Here is a 16,133-nt window from a genome sequence, read left to right as displayed (position 1 = left end):
TTCAAGCGCCCGTCACGCGCCAGATCACGTTGCCGACGTCGTCGGCCATCAGCAGCGACTTCTTGTCGGGACCGATCACGACGCCGACCGGGCGGCCGTAGGATTCTTTCTCGTCGGGCGCGAGGAAGCCGGACAGGATGTCGCGTGCGGGACCCGAAGGCTTGCCGTTCTCGAACGGGATGAAGACCAATTTGTAGCCTGACAGCTTGCTGCGATTCCACGAACCGTGCTGGCCGATCGCCATGCCGTTCGGGAAGCCGGGCAGCGTGCCCGCCGGCATCCAGCACAGGCCGAGCGAAGCGGTATGGCCGCCGAGCGCGTAGTCCGGCGTGAGCGCCTTGGCGACCATCGCCGGATCCTGCGGCACGCGATCGTCCACCGTCTTGCCCCAGTAGCAATAAGGCCAGCCGTAGAAGCCGCCATCGTGCACCGAGGTCAGATAGTCCGGCGGCGTTTCGTCGCCGAGGCCGTCGCGCTCGTTGACGACGGTCCAGAGCACACCGGTCGTTGGTTCCCAGGCGAGACCAACGGGGTTGCGCAGGCCTGCGCCGAAGATGCGGTGCGTGCCGGCGACGAGGTCGAGCTCGTAGACCGCGGCGCGGCCTTCCTCGACCTCCATGCCCATCTCGGCGATGTTGCTGAGCGAGCCGACGCCGGCATAGAGTTTTTTGCCGTCGGGGCTCGCGAGCAGGCTGCGGGTCCAGTGGCCGCTTGGCTTGAAAGTGGTGAGGCGCTTGCCCGGCGCGGTGATGCGATCGGCATTCGCCACGTACGGGAAGGCCATCACGCCGTCGGTGTTGCCGACATAGAAGGTGTCGCCGACCAGCGCCATGCCGAACGGCTGGCTGAGATTTTCCATGAACGCGCCGCGATACTCCGCGACGCCGTCGCCGTCCTTGTCGCGCAGCAGCGTGATGCGGTTGGCGCTGACGCCGAGCGCGGCGGCGCGTCGCATCGTGGCCTGCATTGCGTAGTGAAACACGGACCGCGGCGCCCCCGCGATCTGCGTCGCCTCCGCGATCAGCACGTCGCCATTGGGCAGCACCTCGATCCAGCGCGGATGGTCGAGACCGGTCGCGAACGCATTGACCTTGAGCCCGGGTGCGACCGTCGGCTTCTGTCCCTCGCTCCAGCCCCGCGCCGTCGGCATCTTCAGTGTCGGGATGGCGCCTTGCGGCTTTGCTTCGGGAATGGCGGGCGACTGGCCCCAGGCCGGCGCAGGCACGGTGCCCGACAGCTTTCGCCATTGCAGCGCGATGCCGCCGAGAAGCGCAACGAACTGCGCAAAGATGCTGGAAAAAGTCATGAGAGGCCCCTGTTTGCGCGCGCATCCAACGGGCTGACGGGGCAGACGTCAACCTGTGTGGAGCGCCGCGGGGCTCTATTCCCGTGGAATGGCAGCCGCTCGAATTTGCATGGGACGAATGCCGCCAGGATGGGCCCGGAGATCAGCGGCCGATCTGCCGCTCTGCCCGGCGCGCCGCGCGAAAACCATCCAGATGATGGATGTTCGGCGCGAGCGCCGCCTCCCTGGAGAGGAGATGATAAACGCGCGCCACCGTGCGCTGCTTCTGCTTCGGCCGCCCGGGCGGCAGCGCCCGCGCCTTGCGGACGGCGGCGATCGCGTGCTCGCGAAAATAATCGTAGGCGTCGGACATGGCTCGATGCTCTGCGGTCACTGCAGGTGTCAAGGGGCTAACGGCCGCAGGCAGCAGGGGTTCCTGACAGCAGGTGTGTTGCGCACACAGCTTCCTCAGCGTCGTCCTGGCGAAAGCCAGGACCCATACCGCGGAATCCATCGACTGTGTGCGGCCTCAGTTCCGGCAGTCCCCGCCAAACCGCTCCCTGGGGTAATGGGTCCTGGCTTTCGCCAGGACGACTCCGGAGGTGCAGCCGCGCTACGCTTGTGATGACAGCGTTGAAGCGATACTCGCCTCAGCGCGGCGACAGGAACGGGATGATCATCGGGACGCGGCGGCAATAGGCGCCGTAGGCGTCTTCGCCGAGCTCCTTGGACAGGAACACCTCTTCCATCCGGCCCTTCTGCCACATGCCGAGCGAGATCAGGATGGCGCCGAGCATCGCAGTTACGGTGCCGACCGCGATGCCGGTCACCAGCATGCCGAGGATCAGCCCGGTGTAGATCGGATGGCGCACGATGCCGTACGGGCCGGTGTCGATGACGCGGTGGTCTTGCTTGTGAGTGATGGTGTTGGACCAGAACTGTCCAAGATGCAGCCGTCCCCACCAGGTGAAGGAGATGCCGGCCAGCACGATCAGCGCCACGACGTAGACAGCATTATTGCTGAACACCCAGAGCGGCTTCTCGCCGAGCACCTCGGCGGTCCAGGGCGTGAACAGGATGCCGCCGACCAGGATCGGAATGCGATAGCGGCCGGACTCCAGCGTCATCACCTGCTTCTGGGTACGGCCTTGCCAGAACGAGGCGCCGACCCAGCTTGCGAGCCAGGCGAGCCAGATCAGGGCGAGCAGTTGCGTCGGCCAGGTCGTGGTCCAACCACCCCAGGCGACAGAGAGAAGCTTGCTGAAATCGAAGGACATGCGGAAAGGTTCTTTGGGTTGGGCGGCAGCTCAGCTGGCGCGCGAGGAGAGCGCGTGATGCTCGATGGCGCCGGAGGCAAGCGCGCCGCCGCGGGCGAGAAGATGGGTGATGGTTTCGCGCAGGACCGGCTCGATCGGGCGCGGCGCGTAGCCGAGTTCGGTGCGCGCCTTGTCGATCGAGAGGTCGCTCGCGGCGAGCGCGATGCGCACGCCCTCGGCGGTGCCGTTGGGCGGCCGGCGCGTGATACGATCGGAGAGATATTCGAGCATGATGCCCGACAGTTCGGCCATCTTGCCGGGAACGACGACCGGGAATTGCCGGCGGCCGCTCATCGCGGACATCATCCGCAGAATCTGGCCGAGCCTGACGCAGTCGCCGCCGAGGATGTAGCGCTGGCCGTTACGTCCGCGTTCCATGGTCAGCACGAGGCCCATGGCGACGTCGCGGACGTCGACGAGATTGACTAGGAAGTCGAGATGCGGCTGCACTTTCTTCTGCAGGAAGTACCACAGCATCGCGGTCGGCGGCGTCAGATTATGGTCGGCGGCACCGATCGGCATGGTCGGGGTGCCGATCACCAGCGGAAAACCTTCAGCTGCGGCCTTCGCGGCGCAATGCTCGGCCAGCGATTTCGACCGCGTGTAGGCGCCCGGCATCGCATCGGCCGGCTGCAGCGCCTCTTCGGCGGGAACACCGTTGAGGTCGGAATAGGGGAACAGGATCGATTCCGTCGAGCAGTGCAGGAAGCGCGAGACGCCGCGCTTCATCGCGGCCGCGAGCACGATCTCGGTGCCGCGACAATTGACGTCGTGAAAGGCCTGCTTGTCGGCGACCCACATGCCGGGCAGGCCGGCGAGATGATAGACCTGATCGACACCCGCAATTGCGGCATCGACCGCGGCGCCGTCCAGCACCGAGCCACGGGCATATTCAACGTCGGCATACGGCGTGGCCGGCGCACGAACATCGAGAACACGCACCCGCTGCCCACGGGCGCGGAGCGCTTCTACGAGATGATGTCCGATGAAGCCGCTGCCACCGGTAACCAGTACGAGAGCCATGCAGAAGGTTTGCTGTTTCGCGTCTAGAACTATCGGGTTGAAAGGGAATTGGTCGGAACAGGCGCCAGAATCGCGGCAAGGTCGCGACGGAAGCCCAATGCGATGAATAATTTTGCCATGACAAACATCGGTCCAAGCAGAAAATGCGTGGGGTGGTCGACCATCGACGGCTGCCGCTCCTCGAAAACCTTGTGGCCGACGATTTGCGACGCGACGCCGAGCCCGATCAGCACCGCAAAAATCGACCACATCATGACGATCGAGACCTGATTGCCGATCGCGGTTGCGACCGAAAGCAGCACGATCATCGCGGCGAGGATGCCCAGCCCGATCCCGGCGTCCAGCATCAGCCAGTAGACCAGCACCGGCAGGGCCAGAATCACGGCCAGACTGACCTCGATCCCGAACACCGGGAAATGCACCAGCGTCAGCGGCAGCACGGCGCCGGTGAAGAGCAGGAGGATGCCGACCACGTGCATCGCGCAGTTCCAAGGATCGCGATGATATTCGACGTAGTCGGCCAGCTGGTGTCGAAAAGAACTGGCCATCTCGGTCTCGTGCAGCATGGGGTCGGGAAGGACGAAAAAAGCCTATAGCACCTGATAGGGCGGTGCACAAACCGGCGCTATTGTCGCGCAAGGCCACGCTGTCGCGCTGTGAGACAGGTCACAAAATGATCAAGACTTCAAAGGGTTCCGCCAGCCGCCGTGGCGCGTCTGCTCAGTGTTTCTTGGCGGGCTTTTTCGCCGCAGGCGCAGGTGTCGCAGCCGGATGCGCAGGCGCTTCCTCGGGTACCTTGGCGTAGGTCAGGATTTGCAACTGGGCGTTGGCGGCCGCGGTTGGCCTGGCCCGGTCGAGAAACTGCTCCTCGCCGAGGCCGATCGGATGCAGCCGCTTGGTCGAGATCTTGAACGTGTTCACCAGCACGTCGCGAATCGCGTCCGCCCGGCGCTGGCTCAGGATCGCGTTGGCCTCGCGCGTCTTCGCGTTGGATTCCACGTGGCCGACGATCAGGAACGTGTAGGGCAGCAGCGAGGCATGGACCAGCGCGTCAGCGAGGCGCCCGACGGTCTGGTAGGACGCCGGCTGGATGATCGGCGTGTCGGCGTCGAACTGGATCTGCGCGGTGAAGGTCGGCAAATTGACCAGATCCGGCGCGATCAGCGGCCGGTTCACCGGACCGGGATCGTTCTTGATCCTGGCCTTGGCCCGCTCCATCACCTGCAGCTTCAGCGCGGGAAGATCGATCTCGGCGGCTTGTTCGAAATGGTTGAGCTTGCCGACGATGTCGTCGCGGGTCGGCGGCGCCGTCTGCGCTTCTGCCGCGCCCGCAAGCAAGGTGAGGCCGAGCGCGATGGTTATTCCGACGATGGAAAGCCGGTTCGCTGGCATCACCGATACCCCGCGTCGTCGACGGCCTTCAGGCAGTTGTTGCTGATGCCCTTGGGCGTCGAGACCAGGCAGGGGACCGCCTTGCTGGTCTCCTTGGTCGAGCCGCCGCAGACCTTAACGATCTCGCGCTGGCAGACGTTCGCCACGGTGACACGGGCTGCGACGCGCTTCTGGATGGCGTCGAAGGCACCGAGATAGTCGCTCTGGCACTGTTGCGAGAGCACGTCGCGGTTGCGCGAGAGGCACTCCTTCAGGCGGGTCGAATCCGGGTTGACGCCGCGGCAATTGGCAACGATTTCCGCACCGCAACTTTTCGCAAGCATCCCGATCGCATCGCCAAAGCTCATGGTCTCCGCCGCCGCAAGCGACGGCATAACCAATGCCAGCAAGATCAGTGTGATGGAGCCCCGGACCATGGCCGCATCTGATACGGGGAAGTTCGCGGTGGTCAAGGGCTGTTCGGGCGAGAAGTGTCGAGAGTCCGACCAGTGCGGCGAACAGTCCTCACTCCGTGGCCTCAGTGAGGGGTGGCCATTCGATCAGGGCGACCGTGTGCTTCCCGAGCTCGTCGGCCACATCAGGGTCGGCCTTGAGCTCGTCCAATGTCCGCGGCGGGGGAAGCTGGCGGCCGTCCGCGATCAGTTCCTGTGCATAGAACGCGAGTGCCTCGGGCGCATTCTCCAGGGCCTCATCGACGTCGTCGCCGCCGGAAATGCAGCCGGGCAGGTCGGGAAACCACAGGCCGACGGCTTCGTCCGGGCCGGCGTCCTCGATGATGGCGATGTAGTGCGGCATGCAGGCCTCACGCCCGCTGCACAAAACTGTCCACGACCTTCTTTTCCCCCGCCTTGTCGAAGGCGATGGTGAGCTTGTTGCCGTCGATCTTGGTGATGCGGCCATAGCCGAATTTCTGGTGGAAGACGCGGTCGGAGAGGGAGAATTCCGAGGTCGTGCCGGTGGATTTGGCCACCAGCTCGCCCTCGATCGTCAGCGGCCCGCGGCGACGCGAGGAGAAGCTGCCGAAATCGGGCGAGGACGACTGGGACGAAAACGACGAGGCTTGTTCCTCGAAGCTGCCGCGGCCGCCATTGCCGCCCCCGCCGCCGCCACGATTGCGATTGGCCTGGGCGCGCTGCCAGCCGGGGGTCGAATAGGTGGAGCCGAACGCTTCCATGTCGTCGAAGCGGGAGGCGCCGTAGCCGCCGGTGCCGCCCCAGGCCGAACCGCCCTTGGATTCTGTGATCTCGACATTGGCGGCCGGCAGTTCGTCGAGGAAGCGCGACGGGATCGTGGTCGACCAGGTGCCGTGGATCCGGCGGTTGGTCGCAAAGTAGATTTTGGCGCGGCGGCGGGCCCGGGTCAGGCCGACATGGCCGAGCCGGCGCTCTTCCTCGAGACCGGCGCGGCCCTGTTCGTCCAGCGTGCGCTGGCTCGGAAACAGGCCTTCCTCCCAGCCGGGCAGGAACACGTTGTCGAATTCCAGCCCCTTGGCCGAATGCAAGGTCATCAGCGACACCGCGTCCTCATCGGCGCCGCTGTCGCGGTCCATCACCAGCGAGATGTGCTCCAAGAACCCTTGCAGGTTCTCGAACTCCTCCATCGAGCGCACCAGCTCCTTGAGGTTTTCGAGCCGGCCCGCGGCGTCCGCCGAACGGTCCTTCTGCCACATCTCGGTGTAGCCGCTCTCGTCGAGCACGATCTCGGCGAGCTCCGTGTGCGAGGTGACCTCGCGCTGGGCGCGCCAGCGGTCGAACTGGGCGACGACGTCGCGTAACGAGCCGCGCGCCTTCGGCTTCAGCTCGTCGGTCTCGACCACCGCGCGCGCCGCCTCGAACAGCGGAATGCGGCGCTTGCGGGCGTGGTCGTGCAACATCTGCACGGTGGCATCGCCCAGGCCGCGCTTGGGCGTGTTGACGATGCGCTCGAAGGCGAGATCATCGGCCGGCGAATTGATGACGCGCAGATAGGCCAGCGCGTCGCGGATTTCGGCGCGCTCGTAGAAGCGCGGGCCGCCGATGACGCGATAGGGCAGGCCGAGCGTGACGAAGCGGTCCTCGAACTCGCGCATCTGGTAGGACGCGCGAACGAGAATCGCGATCTCGTTGAGCTTGTCGCCCTGGCGCTGGATCTGCTCGATCTCCTCGCCGATGCCGCGGGCTTCCTCTTCCGAATCCCACGAGCCTGTCACCGTGACCTTCTCGCCGTCATGGTCTTCGGTGCGCAGCGTCTTACCGAGCCGGCCTTCATTGTGGGCGATCAGGTGCGAGGCGGCGGCGAGGATGTGGCCGGTCGAGCGGTAGTTGCGCTCGAGGCGGATGACCTTGGCGCCGGGAAAATCATGGTCGAAGCGCAGGATGTTGTCGACCTCCGCGCCGCGCCAGCCATAGATCGACTGGTCGTCGTCGCCGACGCAGCAGATATTTTTGACGTGGTTTTTTTCGTTCGCCGGATTCGGCGCCTCATCGTCATTCTCGGCATCACTCGGCCCACGCGAAGCGTCGAGCCCCGGTGATCCATCTCGCGAAGAATCGATGGCTTGCCGGGGCAAGCCGGGCAATGACGGATTGGACGATGGCGCCTGTGACAACAACCGCAGCCACAGATATTGCGCGACGTTGGTGTCTTGATACTCATCGACCAGGATGAATTTGAAGCGCTGCTGGTACTGCCGCAGGATATCCGGGTGCTCGCGGAAGATGCGGATGTCCTCGAGCAGCAGATCGCCGAAATCGGCGGCGTTCAGGATCTTCAGCCGCTCCTGGTAGCTCGCATAGAGCTTGCCGCCCTTACCGTTGGCGAACACGGCGGCTTCGCCCGACGGCACCTGCGACGGCGTCAGGCCGCGATTCTTCCAGCCGTCGATGAGGCCGGCGAGCATGCGCGCGGGCCAGCGCTTGTCGTCGATATTGTCGGCTTGCAGAAGCTGCTTGAGCAGTCGGACCTGATCGTCGACGTCGAGCACGGTGAAGTTCGACTTGAGCTGCGCCAGCTCGGCGTGGGTCCGCAGGATGCGCCCGCCGATGGAGTGGAAAGTGCCGAGCCACGGCATGCCTTCGACCGCATGGCCCAGCATCTGGCCGAGCCGGTGCTTCATCTCGCGCGCGGCCTTGTTGGTGAAGGTCACCGACAGGATCTCGGCGGGGCGGGCGCGGCCCTGGCTCAGGATATGGGCGATGCGCGTGGTCAGCACGCGGGTCTTGCCGGTGCCGGCGCCGGCCAGCACCAGAACCGGGCCGTCCAGCGTTTCCACAGCCTCGCGCTGCTCCGGATTGAGCCCGGACAGGTATTGCGGGCCCACCGAGGCCCGCGCACGCGCGGCGATGCCGCCGGCTGCGGGCTGGTGGTCGGGGACGCTCTGGGACGTGATCTTGCTCGGCTCGGTCATGCGAATCATTTGCCCCACGTTGGCACCGCGGGGTGGTGAAAGGGGAGCCTTCTTAACAGGGATTGGTCCCTATATGGGGCCGCGGGCGGAGGTTTTCCACGTGCGCGGAAAGCCAATTTGTTCCTGCGGGTCAGGCGAATTTCCGGCCCTAGCGGCTCGGAACCATTGTTCCGAATTGGCGATTGGTTCTGCAAGTGAGGCGCGTCAGCCGCGCCGATCGCAGACAGACATCGAAACAGAGGTTCGGATCATGCTTAGCTGGGTAGTGACGTTTCTGGTTATCGCCCTGATCGCCGGTATTCTGGGCTTTGGCGGCCTCGCCGGCGCGTCGATCGAAATCGCCAAGATCATCTTCTTCATCGCGGTCGTGTTGTTCCTGGTCTCGGCCGTTGTCGGTCTGGCCCGCGGCCGCACCAGGGTCTAGCGCGCTTACCGCTTCGAGGGCATCGCCACGTTCCGGCCGATGCCCTCGGGCCGTGGCACCGCGCTGTGGGTCTTGACCACCGCTGCGATGCGCTCGCTTATGTCTGGCGGAAAAGCCGCCACCTTTCGTGAGCCCATGTCGATGTGAAGCGACATGTTTTCGGAGGTCGCCGACAGCCAGCCCTCGGTGGCGTGTCGTAGCTCCTGGAAGGTGTGAAGCCGCTTTTCGTCGGCTTCCAGCAACCAGACCGAGACCTGCACGGGATCGCCGAGGTGGATTTCGCGCAGATACCGCACGTGGCACTCGGCAGTGAAGGTCGAGCCGCCGCGCTCCTTCATGTAGCCCGGCCCGATCCCGAGCGTCAGCCACATCTGGTCGATCGCGCGGTCGAACATCACGTTGTAATAGGCCATGTTGAGGTGGCCGTTGTAGTCGATCCATTGCGGCTCGATCTGCATGATCGAGGCGCGGAACGGTGCGCCCTCGATCGTTGTGGCAGCAGTCTCCGGCATGTGTCCTTCCCCAGCTATGCATCCGGTCGCTTGACTTGACCGGTGAGATGTCCTTTGCCACGGTTCGTCTCGTCGGGAGGAACGTCCGTGGGTACGACCATCACCAATAATCCGCCGCGGCCGGCGCCGAAAGCCCTCGCGAGCGCGCTGGAGCAGCTTGCCGCGCGGTTCGGCAACCGCCTCATCACCTCGCAGGCCGTCCGCGAGCAGCACGGCCATACCACCACATGGATCGTGAACCAGCCGCCGGACGGCGTGGTGATGGCGCAGGAGACCGCCGACATCCAGGACGTGGTGCGGATCTGCGCGAAAAACGGCGTGCCCGTCATCGCCTTCGGCACCGGCACCTCGCTCGAGGGCCAGGTCAACGCACCCGCCGGCGGAATCTGCATCGACCTGCGCGACATGAACAAGGTGCTCGCGGTGCATGCCGAGGACCTCGACTGCGTAATCCAGCCCGGGGTCACCCGCAAGGCGCTCAACGAGCATCTGCGCGACCAGGGCCTGTTCTTCCCGATCGACCCCGGCGCGGACGCCTCTCTCGGCGGCATGGCCTCGACCCGCGCCTCCGGCACCAACGCGGTGCGCTACGGCACCATGCGCGATAGTGTGCTGGCGCTGAAAGTGGTCCGCGGCGACGGCGAGATCATCACGACCGGCACGCGCGCGAAGAAATCATCCGCCGGCTATGACCTGACGCATCTGTTCGTCGGCGCCGAGGGCACGCTCGGCATCATCTCGGAACTGACCATCCGCCTGCGCGGCATCCCCGATACCATCGCGGCCGGCGCGGTGTCGTTCGAGACCGTGCACGGGGCGTGTCAGGCCGTGATCCTGGCGATCCAGACCGGCATTCCCGTGGCGCGCATCGAGCTGCTCAACGCCGCGCAGGTGCGGGCCTGCAACGCCTATTCGAAGCTGACGCTGCCGGAAACGCCGCTGCTGCTGATGGAATTCCACGGCAGCGAGATCGAGGTCGGCGAACAGTCCAAGGCCTTCGGCGAGATCGCAAAGGACTGCGGCGGCGGCGATTTCTCCTGGACCACCAAACCGGAGGATCGCACAAAACTGTGGCAGGCGCGGCACGACGCCTACTGGTCGGTGAAGGCGCTGCGGCCCGGTGACAGCATCGGCGTGGTCGCGACCGACGTCTGCGTGCCGATCTCGCGCCTTGCCGAATGTGTCGGCGAAACCGAGGAAGATCTCAAGCGGCTCAACCTGTTGTCGCCGATCGTGGGCCATGTCGGCGACGGCAATTTCCACTGCTCGCTGGTCTGCGACACCAACGATGCCGACGAGATGGCCCGCGGCGAGGAGTTCATGCATCGGCTGGTCGAACGCGCGCAGGCGATGGACGGCACCTGCACCGGCGAGCACGGCATCGGCCAGGGCAAGCAGAAATACCTCAAGGCGGAGCTCGGCCCCGAGGCGATCGATGCGATGCGGGCGCTAAAAAAGGCGCTCGATCCGCAGAACATCTTCAATCCCGGCAAGATCGTACCGGAGGCGTAGCGCGCAGGCTCACCGCCGTTTATGCTCGCTCCCTCACCACGGAGCAGGCAATGCAGTGGTTCGCGCGCAAGACGCGTCAAGACATCTGGGACGAGGCGATCGAACGGCCGCTCGGCGATATCGAGGCCGCCGAGCGCATCCGTGCGATCTGTGACGCCGCTGCGGCGAGCGCGGCAGGGTCTGCGCGCAGCGACAAGCGCGACAGCGAGCGCTACGAGCGCGCGGCGAAGGTCGCGATGGAAATCGCGATGAAGATCGCGGACGGACTGATGCGCGACGACGCAGTCCGTCGCATCGTCGATCTCTGCATGAAGGCGAACGACCTCAAGACGGCGCAAATCCTGTTTCGCGCGATCCATGCCAGCTGGATCCGCGAAACGATCCAGCGGGATCATCCGACATTGGCGCAGTGAGCGCAGTTATTTCGCCAGCCTGCGCACGGCCTCGTCGACACTGTGGAAGACGTTTTCCCGGGGCAGGGCCTCGAACAGTTTGAACCGCTCGAATGCGTCCTGCGCGCGCACCGATTCCAGCCGGGCCAGCGCGACCGTGACACCCTGTTCGCTGCACGCCCTGAACACATCGAGCAGGATCTGCGCGGCGGTGAAGTCGATCTCGACCATGCCGCTCGCCTCCAGCACCAGCAGCTGCGGAGGCGTCGCGCCGAGCACCTTGGTCACGTCGCTGCGAAAGCCGGGCGCGTTGAGGAACGACAGCGGCGCCTGCAGCCCGATCACGGCGACTCCGGCGATGCGCTCGCCGGCGATGTGCGGATGCGCCGGCCACCAGATCGTGGTGCCCGGCACGCGCTCGAACTCGACGAGCCGCGCGCGCGTCGTGCTCCAGATGCCGTGCAGCAGCGACAGCACGATGCCGAGGAACGCACCCTGCTGGATCGGCAGCACGATGATCAGCGCGGCGGTGGCGGCGATCAGCAGGAATTCGCTCGGGGATTGGCGATAGATCGTGACGATCTGCTTCACGCGGATGATGCGCAGCGCGACGAACAGCAGGATGCCGCCGAGGGCTGCGTCCGGAACGTGCTGCAGCAATCCCGTTCCAAACGCGAGCAGCGCCAGTACGATTGTCGCCGCGGCGAGACCCGCGAGCTGCGATTGTCCGCCGGTCTCGGCGACAATGCCCGTCCGCGGCGGGCTGGCATTGACCGGAAACGCGCCGAACAGGCCCGACAGCGCGCTGCCGGCACCCACGCCGAGAAAATCGCGATCGACATCGGCCGGCTTGTCGGGATCGGACGGGAACGAGCGCGTCGTCGCCGCGGTCTGCACCATCACCACGACCGTGATGACAAACGCGAGCGGCACGAGGCGGACCCATTGCTCCGGTGCAAGCTCGGGGAAGGTCGGCCGCGGCAGCGTGCCCGGCACGAGGCCTACGACATTGACGCCCTTGTTCTCGAGGCCGAGCGCGATCGTGGCCAGGGTCGCGGCGACGAGCCCGATCAGTGCGCCCGGAATTTTTGCGCTGATCTTCTCAGCGACGAAGACCACGGCAAGCACGCCGAAGCCGATGCACAACGTGAAGGGATTGCTGCGGCCGAGCTCGCTTGCGAGCACACCGATGCGATCGAGCGTCGGTCCGCCCGGCGAGTCCAGGCCCAGCACGCCCGGCAATTGCGACACGATGATGTGGACGGAGATGCCGGCGAGGAAGCCGACCATGACGGGCACGGACAAGAGATTGGCGATGCCGCCAAGGCGGAAGGCGCCGCCCGCCAGCATCATCGCACCGACCATCAACGCCAGCGCGATTGCGAGGCCCTGATACTCAGGCGAGCCGGCGGCAGCCAGCGCCGCCAGTCCGCCGGCGAAGATCGGCGTGATCGTGGAATCGGCGCCGCAGGACAGGAAGCGGTTGCGGCCGAGCATCGCAAAGCCGAGCGATCCCGCCATGAAGGCGAAGAAGCCGATCTGCGGCGCGAAGCCGCCGAGCCGCGCCGTGGCCATCTGCTCGGGAATCGCGATCGCCGCAAGCGTCAGCCCCGCCATCAGGTCGCCCGGGAGGGAATAGGACGCGAGTGAGCGAAACAGCGGCCAAGCTGGCTTGGCGTGAGCGTCGTGTGGCATCGATGTGGAGTCCCCGGAAAGCCTGGCGCCAGTCGGTTAGACTACAGCATTTCCGTATCGGGAAGCAGCAGACGCAGTTTATCTCCATCCGTCGTCACTGCGAGCGCAGCGAAGCAATCCAGCATCCCTCCGCGCAAAGACTCTGGATTGCTTCGCGGAGCCTGTCATCGGGCCGTGCTTCGCGCGGACCCGGTGGCTCGCAATGACGGAGGACAGATCTGTCCTCCGTATCTCGCGAGTGGGGTCTCAGTACCGGCCGCGGTCGTTGTGATAATCGCCGCCGCGGCCGCCGCCCATTCCTATGCCGATCCCGACACCGATGCCAATGCCTTGCATGATGGCGCCTGGCGGCGGGCCGCGATCCGGTGGCGGCGCGCGCTCGTAGATCACCTCATCAGGCGGCGGCCGGCGTTGCCTGGGCGGCGTGTCGACCACCTTGCGCTTCGGCGGGGTGTCGTCGACGCGCTTCTTGATCACGGGCGCGACCGCCGGGTTGACCGGCGAAGCCGGCGGTGTGGGCGTCGAGCACGGGCAGGTCGGGGCCATTGCGACGGCGACCGGGGCAGGAGCGGCCGCGACCACAGCAGGCAAGACGTAGTTGCGGTTCTGCACGCGGAGCAGCAGCCGGCGTGCGGTCGCAGCCAGATCGCTGTTGTCCCAGTTCGTCAGATAAGCCTCGAACGAGGCGCGGGTGTTGATCGCGGTGGCGCGCTCCCACGCCAGCATCTGGCGCCGGCGCTCCACGATCGTGCGCAGGCGCGGGGTACGGGTATCCTGGGCGTACAACTCGATATAGGCCTGATACGCCGGCACGGTGTCGTCGGTGATCACCATCTCATAGGCGACCATGGCCGGCTTGCCCTGCAAATCCTTGCGCCAGTCCTCGAGGCTGCGCGTGCCGCTCGCAAGTGCCATGGAGGATGCGCCAGGAAGCGCAGCCTGACTGCCGCTGCCGTCGCCGCCGAAGAACTTGAAGTCGGTCGTCAGCGACGAGCTTTCCCAGGGGATCTGGCGTCCGTCGGTCGATTGCGCCACGGCGACGCGAATGCGCTTGAACACTTCCTCGATCGGCAGATTGGGCTGCTTGGCGACGGTCAGCGCCGCGGTGGTGTAGGGGCTGTCGATGCCGGAGCCATCCTCGGCTTCGGAGCCCGGCGAGGTCGAATAGGAAATGAAGGAGCCCGGCGCGCCGGCCTTGGTGTCGACGATTGCAAGCCCGTGGCCGGCGCCGCTGAGCGCCGGGAACGGGTTGTTGCGGCAGGCATCGAGCATGAAGATGCGGGCTCGTGTCGGCAGCGCGCCGAGCGTGTTGAGCAAATCGTTGAGCCGCACACCCTGCAGCGGAATGTCGGCTTCGCGCTTGGGGTCGAGATCGACGGGAACGAGATAGTTCTCGCCGTCGATCTGGAGGCCGTGGCCGGCATAGAACACCAGCGCGACGGTGTCGGCGCCGCTGGCGCTGACCTTGCCGGCGAAATCCGAGATCGCCTGACGCATGTCGTTCTGCGCCAGATTGGATGCCGTGGTGACGGTGAAGCCGGCATTGCCGAGCAGCTCCGTCATGCCCTTGGCGTCGTTGGCTGCGTTGGGCAGTTCCGGCACGGTGCGATAGGCCGATTGACCGATCACGAGTGCGAGCCGCGCTTCGGCCGCGGCATCCGTGGGCGTCGTCAATTGCGTGAGCGCGAGAAGAGCGGATCCAAGAAACAAATTGCGAAGAACTGGACGGCGCATGGTGTCACCTCCATCGGCAATGCGCGCGATGATGTCACCTTTTCTAGGTGGCCGCCATGCGTCTGTCTGTGCAGTGGATCACGTTGAGCTGCGGCAAAATGGGGCAGGAGGTCTGCCAGAGCCAGTGCGGCATCGTTCTGGCGCCATCCATGTGAATTGCGCATTGATCCATGCGCCAATTGGATTGATTGCCGATGCCGCGCGAAAGCATCCTCTCGCACAATGGACCCGATGCCGGTCTAAGCGAGAATCCTGCAAAAAACACGGTTGTTTCGCCGCGCGCTGACGCCGTCGATCCTCGCGACACGCCGCTTTGCGACCACCGGCCGCAAGCCTTGCCTGCGCCGTCGCTTTGGCCATACAGTCCGCGCAACGGGCTGCGGCAACGACCGTCGCTCGAAAAATAATAATTGGGGAGAAACCGCATTATGTCCATCGTGCCCGTGAACCGTCGCGCGTTCATCAAGTCGTCGACGGGACTTGCCGCCGGCCTCGTGTTCTCCCCCGCACTCATCGGCCGCGCCGAAGCCGCGACCTTGAAGCTGAAATGCTCCTCCTCGCTGCCAAACGATCCCAAATTCGCCAACGGCCGCGTCTATTACGACAATCTCGTTAAGAACCTGAAGGCGAACGGCCTCGGTGAACAGGTCGAGGTCGCGTTCTTTCCCGACAACCAATTGGGTCAGGAAATCGACGTCATCAACTCGGTGAAGCTCGGCGTCATCGATCTCATGGTCTCTGGCTCGTCGATCTCGGCCAATCTGGTGCCGCTGGTCGGGACCTTCGATCTCGGCTTCCTGTTCTCGAGTTTCCCGCAGCAGACCAAAGCGTTCGATTCGGGCGCCGCCAAGCCGATCGAGGACGCGCTGCTCAAGGGCAGCAACATCCGCATCATCGCCTGGGCGTATAATTTCGGCTCGCGCAGCGTGCTGGCGCGGAAGCCGGTGAAGACGCCGGAAGATCTCGCCGGTCTCAAGATCCGCACCCTGCCGAATCCCGTCATCACGGAATGCCTGCGCCTGATGGGCGCCGCCGCGACGCCGCTGGCCTTTGGCGAAATCTACACGGCATTGCAGGCCGGCGTGCTCGATGGGCTGGAGCACGATCCGCCGACCATCCTGGCGAGCAAGTTCTTCGAAACGGCGAAATTCTATTCACTGACGCAGCACAATTTCTCGCCGCTCGCGATCTATTTCAGCGACGCGACCTACAATCGCATGGATCCGAAGCTGCGCGAGGGTTTCCTCGACGCCGCGAAGAAGGCTGCGGCCGACACGCGCACCCACGGGCTCGCGGTCGAGAAGGAGGCGCTGTCGGCTTTGACCGAGAAGGGCGTGACGGTGGCCGAATGCGACCGCGAGGCGTTCAAGAAGCGCGTCGCGCCGCAGATCGAGAACTTCATGAAGGCGCGGCCGGACTCCAAGGCCGTCATCGACATCATCCGCGCCACGCAGGCCTGACGT

At 65.3% G+C, this 16,133-nt stretch carries 16 protein-coding genes; 4 read left to right on the top strand and 12 right to left on the bottom strand.

What is annotated here, in order from left to right; genetic code table 11:
* Window position 1 precedes the first annotated feature (1 nt).
* The 9 genes from IVA75_RS31540 to IVA75_RS31500 form a co-directional block, all read right to left on the bottom strand.
* A complete protein-coding gene (locus tag IVA75_RS31540; RefSeq protein WP_247288035.1) occupies window positions 2-1,306 on the bottom strand; it encodes a sorbosone dehydrogenase family protein in 1,305 nt (434 codons plus the stop codon).
* Between the two features lie 142 nt (window positions 1,307-1,448).
* Window positions 1,449-1,658, bottom strand: coding sequence for a hypothetical protein (locus tag IVA75_RS31535; protein ID WP_247288036.1), 210 nt, complete (start codon window positions 1,656-1,658; stop codon window positions 1,449-1,451).
* Window positions 1,659-1,935: 277 nt separating this feature from the next.
* Window positions 1,936-2,562: an isoprenylcysteine carboxylmethyltransferase family protein gene (locus IVA75_RS31530; protein WP_027570745.1), complete on the bottom strand. Its 627-nt coding sequence runs from the start codon at window positions 2,560-2,562 to the stop codon at window positions 1,936-1,938.
* A gap of 30 nt (window positions 2,563-2,592) precedes the next feature.
* Window positions 2,593-3,624: an NAD-dependent epimerase/dehydratase family protein gene (locus tag IVA75_RS31525; protein WP_247288037.1), complete on the bottom strand. Its 1,032-nt coding sequence runs from the start codon at window positions 3,622-3,624 to the stop codon at window positions 2,593-2,595.
* A 29-nt stretch (window positions 3,625-3,653) separates the two neighbouring features.
* A complete protein-coding gene (locus IVA75_RS31520; protein ID WP_051462979.1) occupies window positions 3,654-4,190 on the bottom strand; it encodes an Mpo1-like protein in 537 nt (178 codons plus the stop codon).
* Between the two features lie 154 nt (window positions 4,191-4,344).
* A complete protein-coding gene (locus IVA75_RS31515; protein ID WP_027570748.1) occupies window positions 4,345-5,016 on the bottom strand; it encodes an OmpA family protein in 672 nt (223 codons plus the stop codon).
* Window positions 5,016-5,432: a hypothetical protein gene (locus IVA75_RS31510; RefSeq protein WP_027570749.1), complete on the bottom strand. Its 417-nt coding sequence runs from the start codon at window positions 5,430-5,432 to the stop codon at window positions 5,016-5,018. The genes IVA75_RS31515 and IVA75_RS31510 overlap by 1 nt, the downstream gene beginning before the upstream one ends.
* An 88-nt stretch (window positions 5,433-5,520) precedes the next feature.
* Window positions 5,521-5,811 carry a type II toxin-antitoxin system HicB family antitoxin gene (locus tag IVA75_RS31505; RefSeq protein WP_247288038.1) on the bottom strand — a complete coding sequence of 97 codons (291 nt, stop codon included), beginning with the start codon at window positions 5,809-5,811 and terminating at the stop codon, window positions 5,521-5,523.
* Window positions 5,812-5,818: 7 nt separating this feature from the next.
* Entirely contained in the window at window positions 5,819-8,410 is a 2,592-nt protein-coding gene (locus IVA75_RS31500) for a UvrD-helicase domain-containing protein (protein WP_247359593.1), read from the bottom strand.
* A gap of 241 nt (window positions 8,411-8,651) precedes the next feature.
* Between IVA75_RS31500 and IVA75_RS31495 the strand changes: the two genes are divergently transcribed.
* Complete coding sequence (locus IVA75_RS31495; RefSeq protein WP_007613448.1) at window positions 8,652-8,825, top strand: DUF1328 domain-containing protein; 174 nt, start codon at window positions 8,652-8,654, stop codon at window positions 8,823-8,825.
* Between the two features lie 5 nt (window positions 8,826-8,830).
* Here the strand turns inward: IVA75_RS31495 and IVA75_RS31490 are convergent, their stop codons facing one another.
* Window positions 8,831-9,337, bottom strand: a complete 507-nt coding sequence (locus IVA75_RS31490) for a thioesterase family protein (RefSeq protein WP_247288040.1) — start codon at window positions 9,335-9,337, stop codon at window positions 8,831-8,833.
* An 87-nt stretch (window positions 9,338-9,424) separates the two neighbouring features.
* Here IVA75_RS31490 and IVA75_RS31485 point away from each other — a divergent pair, with 87 nt between their 5' ends.
* Window positions 9,425-10,849, top strand: coding sequence for an FAD-linked oxidase C-terminal domain-containing protein (locus tag IVA75_RS31485; protein WP_063995261.1), 1,425 nt, complete (start codon window positions 9,425-9,427; stop codon window positions 10,847-10,849).
* 50 nt (window positions 10,850-10,899) lie between these two features.
* The gene (locus IVA75_RS31480; protein WP_247288041.1) at window positions 10,900-11,262 is read left to right on the top strand and encodes a hypothetical protein; all 363 of its coding nucleotides are present in this window, start codon (window positions 10,900-10,902) and stop codon (window positions 11,260-11,262) included.
* Window positions 11,263-11,268: 6 nt separating this feature from the next.
* Here IVA75_RS31480 and IVA75_RS31475 read toward each other — a convergent pair whose 3' ends face one another.
* Window positions 11,269-12,936 (bottom strand): SulP family inorganic anion transporter, encoded by a 1,668-nt coding sequence (locus tag IVA75_RS31475; RefSeq protein ID WP_247288042.1) that lies wholly within the window; start codon window positions 12,934-12,936, stop codon window positions 11,269-11,271.
* 246 nt (window positions 12,937-13,182) lie between these two features.
* A complete protein-coding gene (locus tag IVA75_RS31470; RefSeq protein ID WP_247288043.1) occupies window positions 13,183-14,670 on the bottom strand; it encodes a caspase family protein in 1,488 nt (495 codons plus the stop codon).
* 428 nt (window positions 14,671-15,098) lie between these two features.
* Here IVA75_RS31470 and IVA75_RS31465 point away from each other — a divergent pair, with 428 nt between their 5' ends.
* Window positions 15,099-16,130, top strand: a complete 1,032-nt coding sequence (locus IVA75_RS31465; RefSeq protein WP_247288044.1) for a TRAP transporter substrate-binding protein — start codon at window positions 15,099-15,101, stop codon at window positions 16,128-16,130.
* The last annotated feature ends 3 nt before the right edge of the window (window positions 16,131-16,133 follow it).

The organism is Bradyrhizobium sp. 134, from assembly GCF_023074155.1.
In the GTDB taxonomy this organism is placed as follows: Bacteria; Pseudomonadota; Alphaproteobacteria; order Rhizobiales; family Xanthobacteraceae; genus Bradyrhizobium.
Note: the sequence above shows the minus strand (reverse complement) of the source record. Positions and strands in the feature narration are given on the sequence as shown.

Coding starts and splice junctions, on each gene's coding strand:
- IVA75_RS31505 (WP_247288038.1), bottom strand. CDS start 5,811: ATGCCGCACTACATCGCCATCATCGAGGACGCCGGCCCGGACGAAGCC.
- IVA75_RS31515 (WP_027570748.1), bottom strand. CDS start 5,016: ATGCCAGCGAACCGGCTTTCCATCGTCGGAATAACCATCGCGCTCGGC.
- IVA75_RS31540 (WP_247288035.1), bottom strand. CDS start 1,306: ATGACTTTTTCCAGCATCTTTGCGCAGTTCGTTGCGCTTCTCGGCGGC.
- IVA75_RS31530 (WP_027570745.1), bottom strand. CDS start 2,562: ATGTCCTTCGATTTCAGCAAGCTTCTCTCTGTCGCCTGGGGTGGTTGG.
- IVA75_RS31470 (WP_247288043.1), bottom strand. CDS start 14,670: ATGCGCCGTCCAGTTCTTCGCAATTTGTTTCTTGGATCCGCTCTTCTC.
- IVA75_RS31475 (WP_247288042.1), bottom strand. CDS start 12,936: ATGCCACACGACGCTCACGCCAAGCCAGCTTGGCCGCTGTTTCGCTCA.
- IVA75_RS31490 (WP_247288040.1), bottom strand. CDS start 9,337: ATGCCGGAGACTGCTGCCACAACGATCGAGGGCGCACCGTTCCGCGCC.
- IVA75_RS31495 (WP_007613448.1), top strand. CDS start 8,652: ATGCTTAGCTGGGTAGTGACGTTTCTGGTTATCGCCCTGATCGCCGGT.
- IVA75_RS31480 (WP_247288041.1), top strand. CDS start 10,900: ATGCAGTGGTTCGCGCGCAAGACGCGTCAAGACATCTGGGACGAGGCG.
- IVA75_RS31510 (WP_027570749.1), bottom strand. CDS start 5,432: ATGGTCCGGGGCTCCATCACACTGATCTTGCTGGCATTGGTTATGCCG.
- IVA75_RS31520 (WP_051462979.1), bottom strand. CDS start 4,190: ATGCTGCACGAGACCGAGATGGCCAGTTCTTTTCGACACCAGCTGGCC.
- IVA75_RS31500 (WP_247359593.1), bottom strand. CDS start 8,410: ATGATTCGCATGACCGAGCCGAGCAAGATCACGTCCCAGAGCGTCCCC.
- IVA75_RS31465 (WP_247288044.1), top strand. CDS start 15,099: ATGTCCATCGTGCCCGTGAACCGTCGCGCGTTCATCAAGTCGTCGACG.
- IVA75_RS31535 (WP_247288036.1), bottom strand. CDS start 1,658: ATGTCCGACGCCTACGATTATTTTCGCGAGCACGCGATCGCCGCCGTC.
- IVA75_RS31525 (WP_247288037.1), bottom strand. CDS start 3,624: ATGGCTCTCGTACTGGTTACCGGTGGCAGCGGCTTCATCGGACATCAT.